General features: G+C 53.0%; 19 protein-coding genes. 14 read left to right on the top strand and 5 right to left on the bottom strand.

Annotated features, from left to right (window positions below; genetic code table 11):
- Positions 1-17 precede the first annotated feature (17 nt).
- The 5 genes from ilvN (at position 18) to FOE74_RS19690 (ending at position 9,013) form a co-directional block, all read left to right on the top strand.
- Positions 18-626 (top strand): acetolactate synthase small subunit, encoded by a 609-nt coding sequence (ilvN, locus tag FOE74_RS19710; protein WP_149100354.1) that lies wholly within the window; start codon positions 18-20, stop codon positions 624-626.
- A 276-nt stretch (positions 627-902) separates the two neighbouring features.
- Positions 903-1,943 carry a ketol-acid reductoisomerase gene (gene ilvC / locus FOE74_RS19705; protein ID WP_149100353.1) on the top strand — a complete coding sequence of 347 codons (1,041 nt, stop codon included), beginning with the start codon at positions 903-905 and terminating at the stop codon, positions 1,941-1,943.
- A 102-nt stretch (positions 1,944-2,045) separates the two neighbouring features.
- Positions 2,046-3,317 (top strand): threonine ammonia-lyase IlvA, encoded by a 1,272-nt coding sequence (ilvA, locus tag FOE74_RS19700; protein WP_149100352.1) that lies wholly within the window; start codon positions 2,046-2,048, stop codon positions 3,315-3,317.
- A gap of 863 nt (positions 3,318-4,180) precedes the next feature.
- Entirely contained in the window at positions 4,181-7,480 is a 3,300-nt protein-coding gene (locus FOE74_RS19695) for a SusC/RagA family TonB-linked outer membrane protein (protein WP_225840903.1), read from the top strand.
- Between the two features lie 93 nt (positions 7,481-7,573).
- Complete coding sequence (locus FOE74_RS19690) at positions 7,574-9,013, top strand: SusD/RagB family nutrient-binding outer membrane lipoprotein (protein ID WP_149100351.1); 1,440 nt, start codon at positions 7,574-7,576, stop codon at positions 9,011-9,013.
- A gap of 124 nt (positions 9,014-9,137) precedes the next feature.
- Here the strand turns inward: FOE74_RS19690 and FOE74_RS21335 are convergent, their stop codons facing one another.
- Complete coding sequence (locus FOE74_RS21335) at positions 9,138-9,416, bottom strand: hypothetical protein (RefSeq protein ID WP_188687074.1); 279 nt, start codon at positions 9,414-9,416, stop codon at positions 9,138-9,140.
- A gap of 19 nt (positions 9,417-9,435) precedes the next feature.
- On the opposite strand from FOE74_RS21335, the gene FOE74_RS19685 reads away from it, so the two are divergent.
- The 7 genes from FOE74_RS19685 to FOE74_RS19655 all read left to right on the top strand — a co-directional run bounded on the left by FOE74_RS19685 (position 9,436) and on the right by FOE74_RS19655 (position 17,719).
- The gene (locus FOE74_RS19685; protein WP_225840902.1) at positions 9,436-10,410 is read left to right on the top strand and encodes a glycerophosphodiester phosphodiesterase; all 975 of its coding nucleotides are present in this window, start codon (positions 9,436-9,438) and stop codon (positions 10,408-10,410) included.
- Positions 10,411-10,772: 362 nt separating this feature from the next.
- Complete coding sequence (locus FOE74_RS19680) at positions 10,773-12,269, top strand: calcineurin-like phosphoesterase C-terminal domain-containing protein (RefSeq protein WP_149100349.1); 1,497 nt, start codon at positions 10,773-10,775, stop codon at positions 12,267-12,269.
- 369 nt (positions 12,270-12,638) lie between these two features.
- Positions 12,639-14,156, top strand: coding sequence for an ATP-binding cassette domain-containing protein (locus tag FOE74_RS19675; RefSeq protein WP_149100348.1), 1,518 nt, complete (start codon positions 12,639-12,641; stop codon positions 14,154-14,156).
- Between the two features lie 73 nt (positions 14,157-14,229).
- The gene (locus FOE74_RS19670) at positions 14,230-15,030 is read left to right on the top strand and encodes a phosphatase PAP2 family protein (RefSeq protein WP_149100347.1); all 801 of its coding nucleotides are present in this window, start codon (positions 14,230-14,232) and stop codon (positions 15,028-15,030) included.
- A gap of 2 nt (positions 15,031-15,032) precedes the next feature.
- The gene (locus tag FOE74_RS19665) at positions 15,033-16,091 is read left to right on the top strand and encodes an MJ1255/VC2487 family glycosyltransferase (protein WP_149100346.1); all 1,059 of its coding nucleotides are present in this window, start codon (positions 15,033-15,035) and stop codon (positions 16,089-16,091) included.
- Positions 16,092-16,356: 265 nt separating this feature from the next.
- Positions 16,357-16,905 (top strand): hypothetical protein, encoded by a 549-nt coding sequence (locus FOE74_RS19660; protein WP_149100345.1) that lies wholly within the window; start codon positions 16,357-16,359, stop codon positions 16,903-16,905.
- 163 nt (positions 16,906-17,068) lie between these two features.
- Positions 17,069-17,719, top strand: coding sequence for a hypothetical protein (locus tag FOE74_RS19655; RefSeq protein ID WP_149100344.1), 651 nt, complete (start codon positions 17,069-17,071; stop codon positions 17,717-17,719).
- A 29-nt stretch (positions 17,720-17,748) separates the two neighbouring features.
- Here FOE74_RS19655 and FOE74_RS19650 read toward each other — a convergent pair whose 3' ends face one another.
- A complete protein-coding gene (locus FOE74_RS19650) occupies positions 17,749-18,384 on the bottom strand; it encodes a hypothetical protein (protein ID WP_149100343.1) in 636 nt (211 codons plus the stop codon).
- 207 nt (positions 18,385-18,591) lie between these two features.
- Between FOE74_RS19650 and FOE74_RS19645 the strand changes: the two genes are divergently transcribed.
- Positions 18,592-19,308: a TIGR04283 family arsenosugar biosynthesis glycosyltransferase gene (locus tag FOE74_RS19645; RefSeq protein ID WP_149100342.1), complete on the top strand. Its 717-nt coding sequence runs from the start codon at positions 18,592-18,594 to the stop codon at positions 19,306-19,308.
- A gap of 170 nt (positions 19,309-19,478) precedes the next feature.
- On the opposite strand, the gene FOE74_RS19640 is transcribed toward FOE74_RS19645, so the two are convergent.
- Together FOE74_RS19640 and FOE74_RS19635 are read right to left on the bottom strand one after the other, a co-directional pair.
- Positions 19,479-20,351 (bottom strand): prephenate dehydrogenase, encoded by an 873-nt coding sequence (locus FOE74_RS19640; RefSeq protein ID WP_149100341.1) that lies wholly within the window; start codon positions 20,349-20,351, stop codon positions 19,479-19,481.
- Positions 20,352-20,616: 265 nt separating this feature from the next.
- Complete coding sequence (locus tag FOE74_RS19635; RefSeq protein ID WP_149100340.1) at positions 20,617-20,904, bottom strand: GNAT family N-acetyltransferase; 288 nt, start codon at positions 20,902-20,904, stop codon at positions 20,617-20,619.
- Between the two features lie 181 nt (positions 20,905-21,085).
- Between FOE74_RS19635 and FOE74_RS19630 the strand changes: the two genes are divergently transcribed.
- Positions 21,086-22,042 carry a CvpA family protein gene (locus FOE74_RS19630; RefSeq protein WP_149100339.1) on the top strand — a complete coding sequence of 319 codons (957 nt, stop codon included), beginning with the start codon at positions 21,086-21,088 and terminating at the stop codon, positions 22,040-22,042.
- Between the two features lie 74 nt (positions 22,043-22,116).
- On the opposite strand, the gene FOE74_RS19625 is transcribed toward FOE74_RS19630, so the two are convergent.
- Positions 22,117-23,589: a M48 family metalloprotease gene (locus FOE74_RS19625; RefSeq protein WP_149100338.1), complete on the bottom strand. Its 1,473-nt coding sequence runs from the start codon at positions 23,587-23,589 to the stop codon at positions 22,117-22,119.
- Positions 23,590-23,783: the final 194 nt, after the last annotated feature.

Genomic DNA, 23,783 nt, shown 5'->3' with positions numbered 1-23,783 from the left:
CCTAACAAATCAAGAATATGCCTGAGCAAGCGCCCATAGCACGGGAAGAACACAACATCACGGTGTACACTGAGAACCACATAGGGTTGCTCAACCGGATCGCCATGATTTTTTCCCGCCGCAAAATCAACATTGACAGCCTCAACACCTCGCCCTCTGAGATTGAGGGCATCCACCGCTTCAACATCGTGATCAACGAGACCGAGGAGGTGGTGAGCAAGATTGCCCGCCAGATTGAGAAGCAGGTAGAGGTGCTAAAGGTCTACTACAACACCAACGAAGACGTGATCTGGCAGGAGATGGCCCTCTACAAAGTGCCAACTGATGTGATCGCTGAGAAGGTGAAGGTAGAGCGCCTGCTGCGCGAGAACGGCGCCCGGGCGGTGGTGATCCGGAAAGATTACACCGTGTTTGAGACCACCGGCCACCGCGAGGAAACCGACAACCTGATCAAGATCCTGCAACCTTACGGCCTCATTGAATTCGTGCGCAGCGCCCGCATCGCCATCATCAAAGACAGCGACGGTTTCAACCGCAAACTGCGCGAGTTTGAGCGCACTGAGCCAGGCCACGAGGTAGTGGAGAACGAGTACCTGAATAGTAGGGAAAAGGTGTTCACTATGTAACGGTGTTTCAAGGCTGTTTTTTTGAAAAGGAGCCTTGAAACATGGCTTTCCTCTGGCGCGAGTCTAAAGACTCACCGGGAACTAAGGGGAAAAGCTTTCAGACGCTCGCAGGTCCTCTGGACGCTGCGAGGTCTTCTCCCTGACGAGTTGCAAACTTTAGCCAGCGAATAAGGAAGGAGAAGAAAACAACTATTGTTTTGGGGCTTGTTTTCAAAATAAGCTCCAAAAACAGAACATCAGAAAATTAACTAACAACCCATATTAACAAAAAGTAAAATGGCAAAGATCAATTTCGGCGGTGTAGAAGAAACCGTGGTAACCCGCGAAGAATATCCGTTGGCGAAAGCCCAGGAAACCCTGAAGGACGAAGTTATAGCCGTGATCGGCTACGGCGTGCAAGGCCCAGGCCAGGCACTGAACATGCGCGACAATGGCTTCAACGTGATTGTTGGCCAGCGTAAAGATTCCCCCTCGTTTGAAAGAGCCAAGCAAGACGGCTTTGTGGAAGGAGAAACCCTTTTCTCCATTGAGGAAGCCGCTGAGCGCGGAACCATCATCTGCAACCTGTTGTCAGACGCCGGCCAGATTGCCGTGTGGCCTACCCTGAAAGAAAGACTGACCGCCGGTAAAACGCTGTACTTCTCGCACGGGTTCGGGATCACGTTCAAAGAGCAAACCCAGATTGTGCCCCCAGCCGATGTGGATGTGATCTTGGTGGCCCCTAAAGGCAGCGGCACCAGCCTGCGTCGTCTGTTCTTAGAAGGCGGTGGACTGAACTCTTCCTTCGCAGTATTCCAGGATGCCACGGGCAAGGCCTACGAGAAAGCCATTGCCATGGGCATTGGCGTAGGTTCCGGCTACCTGTTTGAGACCGATTTCAAAAAAGAAGTGTACTCTGACCTGACCGGGGAGCGCGGCGTGTTGATGGGGGCTTTGGCCGGAATCATTGAGGCCCAATATCAGGTGTTGCGTCAGCGCGGCCACTCTCCGTCTGAGGCGTTCAACGAGACCGTGGAAGAACTGACTCAGAGCCTAGTGCCTTTGGTAGGCGAGAACGGCATGGACTGGATGTTCAGCAACTGCTCCGTAACCGCCCAGCGGGGCGCCCTGGACTGGAAAGGCAAGTTCCGTGAGGCCACGCTTCCGGTACTGAACGACCTGTATGACAGCGTGGCCTCTGGTAAAGAAGCGGCCCGTACCATTCAGCGTGGTTCTACCCCCGGCTACCGCCAGGAGCTGGAAGCCGAACTGAAAGAAGTACGTGAGTCAGAATTATGGCAGACCGGCGCGGTAGTAAGAAAACTGCGCTCTAAATAGATTGCTTTTCGGGCCTGTTTCTCTGAAAACAGGCCGGAAATACCCCGCCTGGAAGAACCTTCGGGCTTCTCTGGGCGGGTTTATAGATTAATGGTTGACATCATGCAGAAAGAGACAGCTTCCTTAGAAACCGTGGTTGCCCTGGGGAACGTAGAGAAGGCGGCCAACATCCTCAAAGGAGTGATTTACAAGACGCCCTTGATGAAGAACATGTGGCTGTCGCAGACCTACGGGGCCGAGGTTCACCTCAAGCGGGAAGACCTGCAGGTGGTGCGTTCTTACAAGATCAGGGGTGCGTACCACAAGCTTTCCTCCCTTACCAAAGAAGAAAGCGGCCGGGAGATTGTCTGCTCCAGTGCCGGAAACCATGCGCAAGGCGTGGCCTATGCCTGCCAGCTCCTCGGGATCAAAGGATACATCTTTATGCCTGCCCAAACCCCGGCCCAGAAGGTGAACAAAGTGCGCCTGTTTGGGAAGGAATGGGTAGAGGTGGTGCTCACTGGGGCCACGTATGATGACACCTTTGCGGCAGCCAAAGATTTCTGCGACGGTCGCGGCAGTACCTTCATTGCTCCCTTTGATGACCTGGCGGTGATTGAAGGCCAGGCCACCGTGGGGTTGGAGGTGTTCAAAGACGCGGATTTTGCCATTGATTACCTGTTCATGCCCATAGGCGGCGGCGGACTGGCCTCTGGCGTTTCCAGCGTGTTCAAGCAATTGAGCCCACAGACCAAACTCATCGGCGTGCAGCCTTTGGGGGCGCCGTCTATGTTCAACTCCATCAAGGCGAACCAGCGCCAAACCCTCAAAACCATTGATTCTTTTGTAGACGGGGCCGCGGTGAAATGCCCGGGCGTCCTGAACTTTGAGATCTGCCGCGAGCTGCTGAATGACATTGTGCTGGTGCCCGAAGGCCAGGTCTGTGAAGACATCCTGAAGATGTACAACGAGGAAGGCGTGGTGCTGGAACCGGCGGGCACGTTGTCCATCTCGGCGTTGAAGGGCTTTGCCCAGGAGATCAAAGGCAAAAACGTGGTGTGCATCATCAGCGGCAGCAACAATGATATCACCCGCATGGAAGATATCAAGGAGCGCGCCCTGCAGCACCAGGGCCTCAAGCACTATTTCATGGTGACGTTCAACCAGAAGCCTGGGGCCTTACGCACCTTCGTGAACCGGGTGCTGCACCCCGAAGATGACATTATCCATTTCCAGTACATCAAGAAAAACAACAAGGAAAAGGGGCCGGTCTTTATTGGGGTAGAGGTGAAGCGCCCGCATGATGTGGAGACCATCAAAGCCCGCATGTTGGAGGAAGGCTTCGCCTTTGAGTACCTCAATGGCCGGCAAGACTTCCTAAACCTGTTTGTGTAGAGGCTTTTTAATTAGTTTATAGTTCGTTTTGTTTGTCCAAGTTGAGTGCCCCGCCCCTGTGAAGGTGGCGGGGCATTCGCTTTTTAGGTAGATTCTGTTTTTAGCCCCTTTTTTAGAAAAGGCCTTTGTTTTAGATAGGAGGATTCTCCCTGCTTCAGTTTTAAGTTGTTAGTTCTTCGCAAAACATGTTAAACGCCTTGCGTCCCCTTTATAGGAGCAGTATTGCTCCTGCTGATCAAGTATCCCGAGATTTTTTTCAATAAACCCATTAGCAACTGCTATTGCTTCTTTCAACTGCATTGTCATCTCCCTGCCATTTCAAAGGCAGGGTTTTGTCATTCTGGAAGATACTTGTTTGGTGGCGTCTCCAGAACCTGATTGGTAGCATTTGCCTCCCGGAAGTTTCAACCTTCCAAAAAGTTTAGGTCTAAGTTGAAAACTTGAACCATAGTTGGAGGTGAATGAATCAGCCCTACTCGTCAAAGGGGGCTTGTAAATAGTAGGCTAGGTTTTCCTGCAGGGAAGCTCCTCCTCTAAGGAACTCACGCCGCAGCTTTCTGATTTCAGCCTTTTTTCTGGGAAATAGGCTGAAATCAGAAAGCCATTTCGTGCTCCACAAAACAATGCGGTAACGAAAGGTTGATGATAAGGTAACGCCTTGTCTGCCCCGTCTCAGGAACAAGCAAGGTACTTTTGTACAGCAAAAACTTTGTTCAAGACATGTTGACGCAAGAGTACCCAACCTCAGGGCAAAAAGGTGAAAACGCCTTGACAAATCGCTTTACGCACGCCGTCCACTTCAGCGGGAATCCCATTCCCGCGCGAACTTCTACTGCACTACATCCTACACAGAAACCATGACTATGAGAACACCTTTACTGCCTCCCGCTAAGAAGAGGTTAATCCATTTCCCCAGAAAGATGCTTCTGGGAATTTCATTGTTGACGCTGGGGCCAATGGCCGAAGCGCAGGTCTTAGCCAGCCACGATGGGATGAAAGAAACAGGCAAGATGTTGCCCATGACCCCATCCACGGCAAACGAACGAACCCAGGAAAGCGAAAGAGTAAAGATTACGGGTACCGTGACCTCCGCGGAGATGGGCGTGATGCCAGGCGTGGTGATCACGTCTAACGGAACTGCCCTGGGTGCTACCAACAGTGACGGGACTTTCTCCATTCAAGTACCTAAAGGGGCGGAAGTGATTTTCTCTTTTGTGGGCTACACCTCCCTTAAAAAAACCTTCGCCCAGCAGGAGTCAAACGTAGCCGTGACTTTGGTGCAAGACAGCCAGCAGCTTTCTGAGGTAGTGGTGACGGCCCTTGGTATCAAAAGAGAGCAGAAAGCGCTGGGGTACGCCACCCAAACCATCAACAGCGAAGCCTTGACAGATGCCATGCCCAATAACTTCGCGCAGGCCTTATCTGGGAAAGTAGCCGGTTTGAACCTGGTTTCTCCGGGTTCTGGACCCGTGAATTCCACCAGGATCAGCCTGAGAGGGGATAACTCGCTTAATCCGGGCGGTAACAATGCTCTGATTGTATTGGACGGGGTACCAATGAGCAGTGAAATGACCAGCTCCGGGGTAGACAACGCCTATGGAGCCGGTTCCGGGAATGATATCCCCGTTGACTTCGGGAATGGCATTGCCGACATCAACCCCAATGATATTGAAAGCATAACCGTACTCAAAGGCCCAAGCGCCGCCGCCCTTTACGGAAGCCGCGCGGCCAACGGGGCCCTGATTATCACCACCAAATCCGGTGCCCGGAAAGACAGAGGAATTGGCGTGACCGTGAATACCAACCTCAGTTTCAACGATGTTCTGAAATGGCCTGATTACCAGTATGAATATGGCCAGGGAACCGGTAAATCCTTTAACGCGGCAGGGCAACCCTATTACTCGTATGGGGCGTCTGCAGACGGAGCCAATACGGGAGGAACGAGCAGCGCCTTCGGGCCTAGGTTTGATGGCCAATCTTTTTACCAGTATGACCCAACGCTGGAAGGGCAGTCGGCTGAACGGCAGCTTTGGAGGCCATACAAAGACAACATCAAGGGCTTTTTCAGAACCGGCTATACCCTTACCAATAACGTGGCCCTGGAAGGCGGAGGCGAGAATGGTTCAGTGAGAGCTTCCCTTACCCATTCTAAAAACGAGTGGATCATGCCTAATACAGGGTTTGAGCGCCTGACAGCCGCTTTGAGCGTTAACCAAAACATCTCCAAGAGATTAAAGCTTTCCTCTAAAGTTAACTTCACCAACAAGAAGAGCGATAACCTGCCGGGCACTGGCTACAGTAACCAGTCTATTGCCTACTTCATGATCTTCCAGAATCCCAATGTAGACCTGGCCTGGTACAAGCCCCGGTGGAAAGCCGGGCAAGAACAACTTCAGCAAATCCACCCGTTCAGTTCATTCATAGACAACCCGTATGTGATTGCCTACGAGATGACCAACTCCCTGAATAACTATTCAATGGTGGGTAACATGGCCGCTACCTACGAGTTTTCTCCCAAGTTAGACCTAATGGTGCGTTCCGGAATTGATTTAACCTCAGAAGACCGGGCCATGCGGCGGCCTTTCAACACGGCCAACTTCCCATACGGGTACTACAAGGAGCAGAACATCTTTGATTATGAGATCAACACAGACGCCTTGCTTACTTACAGGGAGAAGTTAGGAAGCAAGATTGATTTAAGGACTTCGGTGGGGGGGAACCTGAGAAACCAGAGATTCCGGGCTACCGATGGGGTAGTGGATGGATTGGTGATTCCGGCAGTGTACAAACTGTCTAATGGGGTGGGCAACGCCATGATGACCACGCGGCACAGAAACAGAAAAGTCAACAGTTTGTATGCGCTGGCAGCCTTCTCTTATGAAGACAAGATCTTTGTGGATCTTACCGCCCGTAATGACTGGTCTAGTACGTTGCCGTTGCAGAACAGCTCCTTCTTCTACCCGTCTATCAGCTCCAGCTTTATCTTAAGCGATCTGTTCAGGCTGCCTACCGCTATCTCTTTTGCCAAGCTCAGACTTTCTGCCGCGCAGGTGGGGAGTGACACCGATCCTTACAGAACCAGGAAATACTACGGGCAAAGCGATTTTGCAGGCTCGGGCTCGGTTCCTACCACGCTCCACAACATAGACTTCAAGCCCGAGATCACCACCAGCTATGAGGCAGGTATGGAATTTATGCTCTTCAAGGGCAGGATTGGGGTAGATGCAACCGTGTACCGGAACTACACCAAGAACCAGATCCTGGAGATTCCGGTAGACCCTACCACCGGCTATTCCAGAGCAGTCTTGAACGCGGGTAAAGTAAGAAACCAAGGGGTAGAGTTGGTGTTGAACGCCAAGCCCATTGATTTTGCAGATTTCAAATGGAGATCTACCGTTACCTGGTCTAAAAACAGCAACAAGGTGCTGAAATTAGCTGATGGGATGGATGATCAGCAGGTATTGGGCGTAGGTGGTCAGGCCTCTATCATTGCCAAAGTGGGTGGAACCACCGGTGACATCTACGGCTTCGGGTTTGTGAGAAGCCCAGAAGGGGAGATTGTGTATGACAACAGCGGTTTGCCCGCGTACCCGGCAGAGGTACAATACATTGGGAACGCCTACGCCGACTGGAAAGGCGGTTTCCTGAATGAGTTCTCTTACAAGAATTTCAGGTTCAGTTTCCTGCTGGATGGTTCTTACGGAGGCATCATCTACTCCCAGACCCACCACAAAATGTCTGAGCAAGGGAAATTAGAGCACACCCTGATGGGACGGGAAGACGGCTTTATCATTGGCGACGGGGTGGTGTTGAACGGGGATGGTACCTACACCCAGAATACCAAGAAAGTGAATCCTGCTGATTATTATGGAAGATACTACCGCCGCGCGAACGTGGAATCCAACTCCTTTGATGCTTCTTACCTGAAACTGAGAGAAGTCCGCCTGGAATACAACCTTCCGCCTGCGCTTCTGGCTAGGGCCAAATTCTTCAACGGCGCCAGCATTGCCCTCTATGGTCGTGATCTGGCCATGCTGACCAACTTCCCCATGTTTGATCCGGAAACGGCTGCCCTGAACGGGAACAACATCATGCCTGGTATTGAAATGGGCCAGATGCCTTCTACCAGAACCATGGGCATGAACGTGACTCTTAAATTCTAAGCATCCCACAGAATATCCATTCTCCCTCTACGTGTCACAACTGCCGGCAGGCCTCCTTCGTCTGCCGGCACTCCACCCAAAGAATTAAGAATCATGTTATCCATAAAGAAAACCCTTGTTTTACTTGTTGCCCTTGGCTGTTTCACCACCGCTTGTACCGATGATTTTGAGGAGGTGAACACAGACCCCAACCGAATAGAGCTGATCAGTCCGGGAACGTTGCTGAACCCTATCATCTATGAGATGAGCAGCTTCAACGCGAACCGGAGCGATGACTTCACCTTTGACCTCATGCAGGTGGCCCTGCCGTTTCCAAGTGCTTCCGGCGGCATACACCGCTATGACGTGACGGAGAACGCCGGTAGCTCCACCTGGAACACCTACTACCGCTGGTTAACCAACATCAAGGAAATGCACGCCGCAGCAGTAAAAGCGAATGACCCCAATTATGAGGCCATCGCGCTTACCTTGAACGCCTGGGGATATTCCCTGCTCACGGATAGCTTCGGTGACGTACCCATGGTAGAGGCCACCCGCGGGGATGAGGGCATCATGTATCCTACTTTTGATCCGCAGAAAGCAATTTACGCCAAGATCCTGGCCGACCTTGAAACTGCTAACGGCAAGTTTGATCCTGCCAAAGCCATGGTTTACGGTGATGATATCCTGTACCGGAAAGATGTTAACAAATGGCGCAAGTTCTGCAATTCCCTGCGTCTGAGATTACTGCTGCGGGTATCAAAAAGAGAAGAGATGAACGCTGGTGCTAAAATGGCAGAGATGCTCAACAACCCTGCAAAATATCCCATTTTTACTTCCAACGCAGATGCGGCCATTCTGCAGATATCAGGTATTCCGCCCATGGTTTCCCCCTGGGGAAGGGCCGTGGATTTCAGAACCGGCCGGGCTGCCTCTTCTTTCTTCATTGACCACCTGAATGCCCTGAATGACCCGCGCCGGGCAAAGTTTTTTACCCAAGCCACCTCAAAAGACGGAAGAACGCAGGTAGGGTACAAGGGTATACCTGGCGGGTATGAAGGAAGTGATACCCAATTCAACTATATTCCTTCTACCTTCAACATTGCCCTGGTTACCGCACCAATGGTCACGGTGATCATGCCTTACGCGGAGGTGGAATTTATCAAAGCGGAACTTGCACAGAAAGGAGTGGTGGCAGGTGATGCCAAAGCCGCGTATGAAAAAGGAGTGAAAGCCGCCATAGAGCAGTGGGGAGCCGTGATGCCCGCTGACTACTTTACCAACCCAGCCGCGGCTTACAAGGGAACCTTAGAGCAGATCATGCTGCAGAAGTACCTGGCTTTGTTCTTCGTGGATTATCAGCAATGGTTTGAGTATCGCCGGACTGGGTTTCCGGTACTTCCTACCTCCAATGCCATGATGAACAACAAAGTGGTACCAGTCCGCTTCAGATACCCTACCTCGGTGCAAACCCACAACGGGGAGAACTACAAGCAAGCCGTGGCGATGATGGGTGGAGATGACATCAACACCAAAGTTTGGTGGGAAAAATAAGCCTGGGGAGGTGTCCTGCAGCTTCCTCACGGTGATTTTTGTTATGGAGTAAGCCACCCTAACAAGGTACCGGTTGGAAGCCACAAGCAAAAGAAGGGGGCTGGGACTCTCCCCGCCAGGTGTCTTACAGAGTATAGATCCTCTGAAGACCGGTGGGGGTGCTCTCCCTTTTAGAGCCTGCTTTTCGGAAAAGGGGCTTTAAACGAGGAGAACCGGTTTCCCTCGCTTCCTCGGCTTGTTTTCTGATTAGACCAATGGAAAGTGGGTCAGCCTGTAGGGCCTGAAGTTTAGTGCCAGAAGGCTTAAGAATTTTTCCTAGTTTTAAGAACCAACTACCAATATCAACCAAGCCAACTATGAGAACCGTAACACCTTTCACGTTGCTATTCTGCTTCTTCTTCATAGGCTTATTTCCTCAGGCTATGGCTCAACAGCAAATCACCCTTACCAATTATACCTTTAAACCCGGCTCAATAGAGGTTGGTAAGGTAGTCGTTCTGCCTGGTACCAAGGGGAAGGTTATATTGAAAGGTGCTTCTGCTAATTCGTTCACGCTAGATAAAGACAATACCCTGATAGCAAAGAAACCCCTTTCTGAACCTTGGGTAGACGTGGTATTGGCCATAGAGCAGGAACAAAGCACCAGGCAAGAAACCTTCCGGATTGTGAAAGACGAGTTCTTAGCCAACGGCGTCATTGCCCACCGGGGCGCCTTCAAAAATACCGGGGCCACTGAGAATTCTATTGGTGCTTTGCAACACGCTATCAGGTTAGGCTGCGCCGGCAGTGAGTTTGACGTGCACATGTCATCAGACTCAGTGCTGTTTGTGCACCATGACCACGACGTGAACGGCATTCATATCGAGAAAACCCCGGCTGCAGATTTGGCCAAACTGAAGTTACCTAACGGAGAATATCTGCCCACCTTAAAGGCCTATCTGTTAACCGGGCTTAACCAAAACAAAACCAAGTTGATTCTGGAGATCAAGCCCTCGGCCATCAGTAAAGCACGCGGACAGGCTTTGGCGCAAAAAGTGGTGGAACTGGTGCAGAAACACCAGGCCCAGGGCTGGGTGGATTACATCAGCTTTGACTATGACATCCTGAAGAAAGTGCTGGAACTGGAGCCGTATGCCAAGGTGGCGTACCTGAACGGAGAAAAAGCCCCTGCTGAACTGGCCAAAGACAACCTATATGGGCTTGACTACAACCTGGCCGTGTTGCAAAAGAACCCACACTGGATAAAGGAGGCCCACCGCCTTGGTCTAACCGTGAACGCCTGGACTGTGAATTCCCCAGAGATGATGGACTGGCTTCTGGAACGCAGGGCTGACTTTATCACTACCAACGAGCCCGAGATCCTGCTGGAAAAGGTAAAGAAGCTGAAAACCAAATAACCCTTGGCCTCAGGAGAAATCAACCGAAAAGGAAGCATAAAAGGAAAGGTGAACCCTAAAACAATCCTTCTTCCTCTGCGTTCCCTTTTTTCCTTCTGACATTTTTCAATTTTGTGAACTCTCCTATTATCTGTTCACCATATCATATCTTTTTCATTTCTTTTTTCAAACCTCCTTTCCCTTTTGTCCTTCTGGAAAGGCCTTGTAGCCAACTAGATCAGTTTTCTACCAGGGGCTACTTCCGTTTATTGCCTGAATCCATTAAATCACCCCTCATACGTAAGCGGCAAAAGAAGCCAGGATCCCGTCAGGTTTTGCCTGAACTACTCCAAAATACTTTCTCTTAATCATCCCATACCTTCATGTTTAGAAGAAAATTCCTCCAAAGCCTTGGTACCTTAGGGGTAGGAATCACCTTGCCCATTGGTGCCGTACAAGCCCAGAACCTTGGCAAATCCACTGATCAGAAAACCGGACTTTCGCTTATTGCCATTAAAGGAAAAGTACAGTCCGGCGGCAAAGGGGTTGCCGGGGTGGTGGTAACTGATGGCCATACGTTGGTAACCACAGACAAAGCCGGGAAATACAGCCTGGAAAGCAATACTTCCGCTGATTTTGTGTACCTCTCCGTGCCCAGGGGCTATGCCATTCCGCAGGAGAAAGGTGTGGCTCAATTCTTTAAACCAATGCCCAAAGGCAAATCCAGTTTTACCGCTGATTTTGAGTTGCAGAAACTGCCGCAAGATGATACCAGACATAATTTTGTGGTGTGGGCAGACCCCCAGATGATCAATAAGAATGACGCGGATGAGCTGGTCAAGACCTCGGCCCATGATCTGAAGAAACTGGTGGATGGGTACGGCCAAGACTCGCTCTTCCATGGTATTGGGTGCGGTGATCTGGTATGGGATAAGTTTGAGTTGTTTGAAGACTACAAGAAAGCGGTGGAAGTCTCCAGTATTCCATTTTTCCAGGTGATCGGGAACCATGACATGGATCTGACGGCCCGTACGGATGAAGGGTCTGCTGAAACCTTTAAAAAGCTGTTTGGGCCAACGTATTATTCCTTCAACCGGGGCGAGGTGCATTACGTGGTCTTGGATGATGTCTTCTTCCTTGGCACGGCCAAACGGTACATTGGCTACCTCACAGAAAAACAGCTGCAATGGCTGGAGCAGGATCTGGCCTACGTGAAGCCAGGCAGCATGGTGGTGGTGTCCGTGCATATTCCGGTGAACAGCGGGGAGAAAAGAAGGGCCAGATTGAAAGACGATTCGCTGGGCGGGGTGGTGTCTAACCGTAAGGAATTGTACCGGTTGCTCAAACCTTTCAAAGCGCACATCATGTCGGGCCATACGCACATCTGTGAAAAGGTGATAGAGGGCGACATCATAGAACACACCCATGGTGCGGTGTGCGGCGCCTGGTGGACGGGCCCTATTTGCACAGACGGCTCCCCCAGCGGCTACGGCGTGTACGAGGTGGACGGCTCAGAAATGAAATGGTATTACAAATCTGTAGGGCATGACCGCGAACACCAGTTCAGGATGTACCCCAAGGGAACAGTGAAAGAACGCCCCGAGGAAGTGGTGGCCAATGTCTGGAACTGGGACTCAGCCTGGAAAGTGGTTTGGTTTGAAGACGGTGTGCGCAAAGGCGAGATGAAGCAGGAAATGGGGTATGACCCGCTCTCTGTGCAGCTGCATGCCGGACCTGATCTACCCGCCAAACATAAATTCGTGGATACTACGCTTACAGACCATTTGTTCTGGGCCAAGCCATCAGCGGGAGCCAAGCAAATCAAAATAGAAGTGACAGACAGGTTTGGGAAAGTGTATGTGGACGCGTTGTCAGTGTAAGTAGGGGGGAGCCTAGGTGAAGTAGAAGGATTGGATTTTTTTCCTCTTGTCCTACTGCCATTAGCCAATGGGCAACCTGGGGGTGACCTTATGGGGTTAGAACGTTCACCTATCCTACTATTCTGCCCTTGCAGGGGACAATTAAATACGGAAAACCCAAAAGGAGAACTGGGTGATGCGCTTCCTGCAGTACTAAATCCTGTGTTTTTCTAGGCACCTATCTGTCCTGAATCCGGCCTGCTTTTCCCAAAGCAGGCCGGATTTGTTTTATAGACAAAGGCTGACAATAAACTTGATTAGCCACCCTTGGAGTAGTAAATTTCCCACTCCATGGGCTTCGGCTTGGGTACCTGAATCAGTAAAGCTCGTATGACTTCTTCTTTTCTTTCCTTCCAGAACGTCACCGCCTGGCACCGGGACCAGCTCTTGTTCACCAACCTGGATTTTGAAGTAAAACGCGGGCAGCACTGGGCGCTGGTAGGGGAAAGCGGCGCGGGCAAGACCAGTTTGCTCCAGGCCATGGCGGGTAGGTTGAGCATTGTGGGCGGGAACGTGGTATACGGTTTCTATGACGATTTTCTGAAAACGCACCCTAAACCAGATGTTTTCTTCTCTTTCCAGAACCTGGTGGCCGAAGTGGGGCAGAAGCACTCCTTCAGAAACGTTTCTTCCAACACAGCAGACTTTTACTACCAGCAGCGGTACCACGCGGCAGACGCGGCAGACGCCCCCACAGTAGACCAGTACCTGGAGGCGCTGGGTGCCCCGGCGCAGGAAAGTCCGGTTTGGACTCGCGAGAAACTGGTTCAGACATTCCGGTTAGCGGAGCTAGGCTCCCAGCAACTGATTAAACTCTCCAATGGCGAGACCAAGCGGTTGCTGCTGGCGGCAGCCCTGCTGCGGAACCCCAGATTGCTGCTCCTGGATATGCCCCTTACGGGTCTGGACGGAGAAGCTCGCGCCCATTTTGAAGAAATACTAGCCGAGATTACCGCCTCTGGCATCACGGTGGTCATGGCTACCTCGGCGCTGGAAATACCCAAGGCAATCACCCATGTGGCGGTGCTTCAGCAGGGCCGCCTCCTATCCACGCAAACCAAAGAAGAGTTTATCCCCCGGGCCACGCATCTAAGCGAAGACCCTGAGCGCCAGGCGGCGGAGATTGCCAACTTACTCGCTGAATCTGCACCGGTGCCTACTTCATTCCAGACCATTCTGGACCTGAAAAATGTGACCATCCGGTACGGCGACAAGACCGTACTGGACGGGGTGAATTGGTTGGTATTCCCCGGCGAGCGATGGGCTTTGCTGGGCCCGAACGGCTCGGGCAAAACCACGCTGCTGAGTCTGCTCAACGGCGACAACCCGCAGGCGTTCGCGCAGGACATCACGCTGTTTGACCGCCGGCGCGGAACCGGTGAAACCATCTGGGACTTGAAAAAGAAGATCGGGTTCGTGTCGCCGGAGCTGTTCCAGTTTTTTCCGTACCAGAACACTTGCCTGCAGGTGGTAGAGTCTGGGCTATATGACACGTTGGGCTTGTTCAAAGAAAGCCAGCCTCAGCAAGAAGCGAAAGCCATGCGCTGGTTAGAGCTGTTGGAAATTGCCCAGCACGCCGGTACCAAGCTCCGTCAGACCTCAGCCAGTACGCAACGGCTTTGCCTCCTGGCCCGGGCGCTCATCAAACATCCGCCGCTGCTCATCCTGGACGAGCCCTGCCAGGGCCTTGACCCGCAGCAACAGCACCAGTTCAAGCAGCTGTTAGAGGCCATCTGCGCCCATAGTTCCACCACTTTGCTGTACGTGACCCATTACCCGGCCGAGATCCCCAACTGTGTGACCAAGGTGCTGCGGCTGGAGCAGGGAAGGGTGCAGGAGAAAAGCTAGGTATCATGTAGCAAAACCGTATCTTGCCCTTTTGTAGCCAATCATTCATCCCCTTTTCCGCGAAGCTTCACCTATGAGGAAACACTACGGCCTGAACAGGTTTGCCTTGCTGCTCACCGGCGCAAGTTGGCTATTGATGGTGCTGTTGGTTTGGCTCTTACCCGTCTCGTTCAGCGGTTACCTGCAACATGACCCGGATACCCTTTTCTGGTACGCCTTGTCGGAGTCTGGGGGCGTGTACGGCACGCCGGTGCTAGGCGTGCTGCTGTGTTTATTGGTAGCCAAACGGCAGGCCGGCCTTAAATTGCGGGTGCAATCCTTTACCGTCGCTTTTTTGTTTCTGCTGGCCACCTTGGGCAGCATGGCCTTGCTGAACGAGTACGTCATCAAGCCTTTGGCCCATGTGCCGCGCCCCAGCCACCAGTTCCTGTTGGGGCCCAAAGGGGAGGAAGCCTCTTTGCTGGATACCTTCTACCTGCAGGATGCCCCCTCGCGCCGGGCTTATTTAGCCGAGTTTTTGAAAAAGGAGCCCGAAAAGTACGCCCAGATCTCGCCGTTGGTGCTGGAGCATTGGGTGAACGAAGCCGGATATTCCTTCCCATCTGGCCATTCCCAGAATGCCTTCCTGCTGGGCTCGTTGCTCACCATGTGGTTGGGTCTGCAGGTACCGCGCAGACACCGGCCGTGGTTGGCTCTGCCTTTGGTGTGGGCGGTGCTGGTATGCCTGTCACGGGTGGCGCTGGGCGTGCACTCAGAACTGGACGTCACCTTAGGGTCTGGGGTGGGGTTGTTGCTGGCCTATTTGTTTTCTTTGTCAGGGGTGTTGCGCAAGGCCTTCCGGGAGGCTACCCACCCTGTTAACCTTTCTTCCTAAGCATGAAAATTCTATACGGAGTACCCGGTGAGGGCATGGGCCACGCCACCCGCAGCAAGGTGATCATCTCGTTTCTGCTGGCGCAGGGGCATGACGTGCAGGTGGTGTCCAGTGCGCGCGCTTTCCAATTCCTGCACCAGGCGTTTCCGGGGCGGGTGCACGAGATCAAAGGCTTCCACATTGCCTACCGCAACGCCGCCGTTTCTACCGTGAACACCGCTATGCTCACGCTGCGCACGGCTCCGGCCAGCCTCAAGATGAACTTCACCCGCTACCGCGAACTCATGGAACAGTTCAGCCCCCAGGTAGTGATCTCTGATTTTGAGTCGTTCAGCTATTTCTTCGCGAAGCACCACGGCCTGCCCATCATCAGCATAGACAACATGCAGGTGATCAACCGCTGCCAACTGGACATCCCCGTCCTGCCCGAGTGGAAAGGCAGTTACCAGGTGGCCAAGAGCGTGGTGAAGGCAAAGGTGCCGCGCTCGGCGCATTATCTGGTGGCCTCGTTTTTTGAAGCCGTTCCCTGCAAGGAGAAGACCACGGTGGTGCCGCCCATCATCCGGGAGGCTATTCTCCAAGCTATGCCCCGGCAGGGAAACCACGTGTTGGTGTACCAGTCCAGCACGAACCAGAAAAACCTGTTGCAGGTATTGCAGGCGCTGCCGCAGGAAACGTTCTATGTCTATGGCTTCAACAAAGAAGAGCAGCACGGCAACGTCTACCTAAAGGCTTTCAGCGAAGACGGGTTTATCCAGGACCTGGCTTCGGCCAAGGCCGTGGTAGCCAATGGGGGCTTTTCTTTGCTGAGTGAGGCGGTGTACCTGCGCAAACCCATCTGCTCGGTGCCCATTCCCAAACAGTTTGAACAGTACCTGAATGCCGCTTACGTGGAGAAACTAGGCTTCGGTCGCTACTTCCCTGAATTCACCCCAGACGGCCTGAAGGCGTTCCTGTATGAGGTGCCGCGTTTTCAGGAGCAGTTGAAGGAGTACCGGCAGGAGGGAAATGCGGTGCTGTTCCAGGAATTGCAGAAGCTTTTGGCGGCAGTTTATGATTAAATGAGCAGGAGAAGTCGTGCCTTTGAGGAATGTTTCTCTGAAAACAGCCTCTAAACGCTCCTCTTGTTGCGGGTGGTGCAATAAGCTAACTTATTGGGAATGATAGGTTTTGGGTGGAAAAACGCTATCTTGTAGAGCGCTTGGCTGATGGGGTGAGGAAGTATATGCGTGTACTCAAACTGGATAAGCCTTGAAAACTTCCGCCTTTTTTGCCCTTCTTCTTCTTTATAGCCTTTCTTCTAGGGGGCAAACGGCCCCGGATTCTGTGCTTATCAGGAAATTTTACCTCATGGCAGGCGCTGCTATTCCTGTTACCAAGGCATCGCATTGGGTGGTAAACGGTTCTTTGGTGGTAGAAACCCGGCAGAACTACCTCCTGGCTCTGAGGAGCTACAGCCACGGATATGAGGAAACCGATGATGGGCAGCTGAAGAATACGGCCTGGTATGGCAGCAACCTGCCCATGCACAACGTGGAGGAACTCAACCTCACCGTAGGAAAATCCAGGGACGTCCACCAAAGAATCGCCCTTTCCCTTTCCACCGGACCTTCGCTGGTGCGGTACCAGATGCCACACAATATCAAAACAGTGACCAGCGGCGGGTGGGGAGGTATTCTCAACAGTAGCTATTATGAATATGACGTCAGGACGTATTGGCTGCCTGGTTGGAGCATTAGAGGTGATATGGTTCTAGCGGCCAACCATGCCTTTGGCCTGAGTATTGGAGGCGTGTTCAACTACAATAGCAAAATGCCCAACGGAGGCCTGAACCTGAACTTTCTGGTAGGGAAATTGGGCCCTAAAAAGAAGTGAGTTCCTGCTTCTGTTGTTAGTTTGCCTTTTGCCAGGGTAAGTAGTGCCTCTTGGTTTAGCTGGTTTTAAACCAAGAGATTTCAAGAGGAGATCGATTTTCTGCCAAAAAGGAATAACCGCCAAGCACCTGCCTTTTCCATGCGTTTCACCAAACAAGGAATAGATGAAGCCTAGCCTGCTTGTGTTTTTATGGTTCTGTAGTATCCAGGTTGTCTCTGCCCAGGATTCTACCTCCACAGCTTTGCAACGGCTGTATTTTCAGGTAAGCAGCACGGTACCTCTTGCCTCAGATCAAACCTATATCTTCCAGCTTTCTATTACTGGCTCTATCAAAACGGGAAGCAAGGAGAACCTCCTGGATTTTTCCACCGGTCTATACGGGTTGAGTTTTACAGACCGGCACCTTTCCGGGCTAAAGTACAGAGATGAACAAAGGCCTATTCATGAACTAGGCGGGTTCTACTTTTCTGTGGGGAAAATAGCCAGCATGGGCAAGACTTCCTTTGGGTCTTTCTTTGTGGGGCCTTCGTTTGTCAAATATGATATGCCTTACAACATCACGCAGACGCCTTCCAGCGGCTGGTGGGGCTCCACAGGTTTAACCTATGATACCAGAACCTACCTCATGTTAGGAGGGACCGCCCAAGCCGATTTTGCCTTTTTTCCTATAAAACTGGGAACCCAGGGGAGTAGTAGCAACTATGAGAAAAACATTGGCGTGAGCGTGGGAGGGTTGGTGCACTGGAACCGGAAACTCACCTCCTGGGGCTTGAACCTGGGCATTATTATAGGCGGGAGAGCGGTGTCCAACTAAGGGAGCCCATTAGGCAACTAGCTGCCCAGTTATGCCTTCGCTTCTTCCAGGTGCACGTAGTACCGCGTGATCTTATCCCATTGCAAAGCCTGGAATCCGGCCCAGCCGCCTTCTGAGATGAGCGTGTTCAGGATAGGGCGGTTACCGGCCTGTTCTCCCGTGTTGTTGATGACCTCATTGCGGCCTATCTCCATACCCATGATCTTGGTGCCCTCGCGCACCACCCTGAACGTACTGGTCGCCTCTTCAGAAAAGAAATGCTTCACCTCATTGCCTTCCTGGTCGTTTTTCTGCGCCTCGGGTTTGGGGCAGGGGCGCACCACCAATTGGGCGGCTTCTTCTTCCTCCGTCACCTCAATGGCGGTCACCCAGTTCTCAATAGAGGTGGCGGGTAAAATGATCTGCATGTAATCGCCCTCTTGGATTCTGGGCGCGTCTGAGGGGTTTCCCTGCGCATCAAAAAGCTGGAAGGTGGAGTTGATGCCCGTGAGCAAAGACCAGCTGTTCACGTTAAACAGTTTCTCTTTGGTGCGCGCGAATTCCCGCTGCGCGGTGGCTTCATCTGGGTAGGTGTTCTCGTTGTAGAAGAACTTGTCTTTGGAGTTCTCCCCCTTCAGTACTTCCCATTCTTTTTTGATCTTGTTCAGAAAATCAGTGAGAGCCATCGTGTTGCAGATTAAGTGGTGTAAATAGGTGTTCCCATGAAACGTACGGGCTGGCAGGGCCGAGGTTAAGTCCCGTAAGGCGAAATGAGGTGATTTTTGGCCTTATTTAGTGAATTCAGGGGAAATACGGAGGCAGAAAAGTTTCGTACCTTCAGAAGCGGCGCCCGGTGGCTTTCGCCTGGCGCGCCTAGGACCACACCTTCCAGCATGACCCTCAGCATCATCATTCCCACGTTTCAGGAGGCCAGGGGCATTGCCCACCTGGTGACGTACCTGCGGGCCCAGACCCAGGGAATTCCCACCGAGATTCTGGTGGTAGATGCCCAGAGCCCTGATGGCACGGCCGCCCTAGCCCAGGCAGCGGGGGCCACCGTTCTTACAAGCCAGCATACCTCCCGAGCCCGCCAGATGAACGAAGGCGCCCGGCAGGCCACCGGCCAGGTGCTGTACTTCCTGCACGCCGACACGTACCCGCCCGCCGACTTTGCCGCGGCCATTCTTACACCAATAGCAGCAGGGAAAAAAGCGGGCTGTTTCCGGCTTGAATTTGACCACCCCCACTGGTTTCTGAAGCTCATGGGCTGGTGTACGCGGCTGACTACTACGTTTTTCCGGTTCGGGGACCAGAGCCTGTTTGTGGAACGGGCGCTTTTCTGGGAAGTGAACGGGTTCCAAGAAACGCTGCGGGTGATGGAAGACCAGGAGATTGTGTGGCGCCTGCACCGGAAGACGACTTTTGTGGTGCTGCCGCAACGCGTAATCTCCTCGGCTCGAAAATACTTGGAGAACGGGGTAATCCGGCTGCAACTGGTATTCTCCCTCATTCTGGTCATGTATTACCTGGGTTTCCCGCAGCACACGCTGATGGCCACCTACCAAAAGCTGATCCAGCAAAAACGCCTGAAATCAGAAAAACACAGCTGAAACCCCCATTTGGGGAAGGAGGAAAGGCGGCTTTTCAAAGCTGTTTTTGATAAAACAGGCCTAAAAGGCAACTGAGGCTATGGCTTAACCAGGAACCTTCCTCGGCTAAGGAAAGGCGCAGAAGGAAAGGACTTTTCCGGGCTGTTTTCGATAAAAAGGCTCCTAAATGCTTACTTCCCGGGCGCAATCTGGGCGATACCGTCCAGCACAGGTCTGATCTGGTTGGCTTGCTGCATCATCTGGTAAAGCTGGTCGGTTTGGCCGTTCTGGAGGCACTGCTGGAAGTGCTGCAGGTGCTTGATGTATTCTTCCAGGGCGTGGCTCAGGAAATGGGCGTTCTGCTCAAAAATGGGTGCCCACATATCAGGAGAGCTCTTGGCTAGGCGTACCGTAGAGGCAAACCCAGAGCCGGCCAGGGCGAAGATATTGCGCTCGTCTTTCTCCACGTCCAGTACGGTCAAGCCCAGCAGAAACGAGCTCACGTGCGAGAGGTGCGACACGTAGGCCACGTGCTTGTCGTGCTCCTCGGGCTGCATGTAAATGGTTTTCAGACCCAGTAGGGAAAATAACTCCTCCGCAGTGGAGAGGGCGTGGGCCGAGGAAAGCTCTTTCTCACAGATGATGTTCATCTTGCCCTGGTACAAACCTTCCAGCGCGGCGGCAGGGCCCGAGTTCTCCGTACCGGCAATGGGGTGCGCGGCCACGAACTGCGCGCGGTTGGGGTGCGTTTTCACGGCTTCGCACAGAAGGCTTTTGGTGGAGCCCAGGTCAATGACTACCGTGTGCGGCGGCACCAAATCTAACAGGGAAGGCAGCAATTGCTGAATGGCGGTAACCGGAATGGCTACCAGGATCAGATCTGACAGGGTAGCGGCCTGTTCCAGCGGCAGCACGCGGTCTACCAGGCCTAATTCCACGGCGCGGGTGGCATTCTCAGGGTTCTGTTCCACCCCAATAAGTTCCTGCGCGAACCCTGCTTTTCTGATGTCTAATGCGGCAGAACCGCCTATAAGCCCGGCTCCAATGATGGTAATGGTGTGCATGCGGTAAAAGTACGCCCTTTGGCCCGGCGAAGGTACTAAGGAAGAGGCAAGTAGCAAGCCGATAAAACCAGTATTTGGACCTGAACCGGCTGGGAAGTCCTCTGGTAGCAGGCAAGGTCCGGTTGAATACGGCAATGGCCCACAGCGGTAGTTGGACTGGGGGTAAATTCCAAGGAAGGAGGAATAGTACCGGTGCGTCCCGGTTTACCGGGCAATTCTGCAAAATAACCCGGAAACCGGGACGCACCGTTACGGAGGAAAGCGCTTAGTATTGAACCATGAAGGGCTCGTATTCCGGGTGCCGTTTCACGTAGGCTTCCACCACGGGGCAGGAGGCCACAAAAGTCAGCTGGTTCTGCTTCACGTATTCCAGGGCGGTGTTCACCAACTGGTCGGCAATGCCCTGGCCCCGGTGTTCTTCCGGTACGTAGGTGTAGTCTAAGTCCAGTTCTTCCTTGTCTGTGAGGGAATACGTGAGCTCTGCTTCTTCGCCGTTCAGGTCTGCATAGAAACGGAGGTCATCTGCGTCGTGTATTATTTCTGGCTTGGTCATAAGATAAAGATTGGTTCAGGTGGGAGAGGGTATACGCAGCCCCACGTAAAAGAGGTGGAATTCAGTAGTTTTCCCGCGCAGAAACCTAAGGAAGCCGGTAACAGAATACAGAATGGGCCGGTAAAAGGAAGCAGGCAGGATTCCCCGGAACCTATCCTCCCACAGATCTAATCCCCATTCTATGAATTTTGTAGACCTACTGCTTCTGTTCATCATGGCCACCAGCCTTTTCACGGGATGGCACCGGGGCTTTATCTACGGTGTGCTGGACCTGGTGCGCTGGGTGGGGAGCCTGCTCATTGGGTTGAGCCTTTACCCGCTGGTGGCCGAAGGACTGGGAAAGGTGTTTGACTGGAACGAGCTCTGGCTTTTGCCTATCTCCTTTTTTCTGGTGGCGGTTCTGGCCAGTGTGCTGCTGCAGGCTCTGGGTACCTGGGCTATTTCCAGGCTTCCCGCCAGGGTGCATGCCCACAAGGGCAACCAGGTACTAGGGTTGCTGCCGGGGTTCCTGAGCGGATTGGTGACGGGCATGCTGGTGGTGGTGCTCCTGACGGCTTTCCCGCTGCCCCTGTGGGTACAGGACGAGGTGCAGGGCAGCGCCTTCGCGCCCCGGTTTTCCAGGTACGCAGAAAAAGCCGAGATGGCGCTCTCTCCCGTCTTTGACAAAGCGCTGAACCGTACCATGAGCAAACTGACGGTACGGCCGGGATCTGACGAGGTCATCCAATTGCCCTATAAAGTCACCTCCATGAAACCCCGCCCTGACTTGGAAGCCGAAATGCTCACCTTGCTGAACCAGGAGCGGGCCAAAGCCAATCTGGCCCCTTTGGCCGCTGACACATCTTTGCGGCGGGTGGCCCGCCTGCACTCAGAAGACATGTTCCGGCGCGGCTATTTCTCCCACTACACGCCAGAGGGTTATGGTCCCTTTGACCGCATCAGAAAAGCCAAAGTACCCTTCCGGCTGGCGGGAGAAAATCTGGCGTTGGCTCCTACCTTGGAGATTGCCCACAACGGACTCATGAATTCACCCGGCCACCGGGCCAACATCCTCCGCGACCGGTTCGGGCGGGTGGGCATTGGTGTTCTGCAAGGCAGTGACCGGCGCCTCATGATCACCCAGAATTTCAGGAACTGAGAATATGCCAAACCAAAAGAGCCACCCCTTTTCACAGGAGTGGCTCTTTTGGTGAATGCCTGATTATTTAAGGCTTATTTTTCTATCACCTTGATCAGCGTGTTGGCTTCCAGGCGGTCAGTTAGGGTCATGCCGTTCAGGATTGCCATTTCTTCCATCCGTTTGTCAGGAACGTTGTAGGTTCTCAGCGCCTGTTGCAGGGTGGTGGGCGTTCTTATGGTTTTGATTCTCACCACCTCTGGCTTCCGGTTGATTTTCTCTGGGTCGGTGAGCGGCTTGAAGTTCTGCGCGGTGGCGCTGAAAGCCGGGAAATAGGCATTAAACGTAGTAGCGGCAGTCACCCCGGTGATGTTGTAGATGTTGCCCCCGTGCTGGATAAAGTAACTCAACACCTGAATGGGGGGCGCTTGCTGCTGCTGGGCCTGCTGTTGCTGCTGTTGTTGGGGCGCCTGTTGCGCGATCACCGCCAGCGCAGGCAATCCATTCACGGTCACCTGCTTAGACTCTATGGCCTGCAGTTGGTTATCAGTAAGCATTTTTTGGGCCGCTGCTTGCAGAGAGGTACCTTGGGCCAGGCGCAGGAACATCATGGCCTTGCCGTCTTGCGGCGCCATCTGTACCTGCTGGGGCGTATTTTGGTGTTGCCAACCCGCCGGGATAGGGAACTGGAACTTCAGCTCTGGGTGGTAGAATATGCTGTTCTCCACAAAGCCCTGCTTGGGGTCTTCGCCGTAGATCAAGCCGTCAATCATGCGCAGGTAACTGTCACGGCCTTCCTTAAGGTTGGTGGCATTGGTTTGGGTTTTCCATTGGGCCGCCAGTTGGTGCACCGTGTTGTACCGGTCACCGGGGTTGGGGTGGCTGGAAAGGAAATTAGGCAATTCCTCCTGGCCGCTCTGCTGCGACTGCCGTTGCAGGGTCTGGAAAAAGTCGGCCATGTGGGTGGCGTCATAGCCAATCTTGGTGGAGTATTCCACGCCCAGTTCATCTGACTGGCGCTCGTCATCACGCCCGAACTTGAGGAAAAGCAGGCTCGCGCCCTGAGACAACTCGTTGCCGTATTGCGCCAGGGTAGGAGAGGCGATCATACCACCCATGAGCAGGACCTGCGCTAGGGTAGATTTGCTTTGCTGCTGCGCCGAATGCCGGGCAGTGATATGCCCAATCTCATGGCCCAACACCCCGGCAAACTGCGCCTCGCTGTTGAAGTGCGCCATAATGCCGCGGGTAAAGTACACAAACCCACCGGGCACGGCAAAGGCGTTGAGTACGGGGGAGTCCACGATCTTGAACTGGTATTTAAGGTTAGGCCGGTGCGAGATGGACGCCATCTGGGTGCCTTTCTCCTGGATGAACCGCTGCAGGGCAGGGTTCTCCACCAGCCCGAACTGCGCCACAATCTGCGGGTCAGATTGCAGGCCCAGGGCCACCTCTTGTTCTTCAGACATGAAGTTGAGGTTCTTTTTCCCGGTAACCGGATTGGTAGCGCAGGAATTGAATAAAAGCAGGGCTGCGGTAGCCAGGCTGCATGAAAGTAGTTGTCTCATAGAGGTAAGGTTTAGGGGCGTAGGTACATACTCAGAAATCAGGCCAAACTGTTTCAGAGTGCTCATAGCAACGTGCTTAGGAAAAGTTGGTTGCATGGCCTGGTAATTGGATAAAACCAAGGAGCCTCAAATAAGGGAGGTAGGGCCGAAAAGTGACTGTTTTTAAGAAATCAGAGGCGATTCAAAATAATTTG

The sequence above is a fragment of the Rufibacter glacialis genome (assembly GCF_008271745.1).
Taxonomy (GTDB): Bacteria; Bacteroidota; Bacteroidia; order Cytophagales; family Hymenobacteraceae; genus Nibribacter; species Nibribacter glacialis.
The sequence above is the reverse complement of the archived record's forward strand: the minus strand, read 5'-3'. Positions and strand labels throughout refer to the sequence as shown.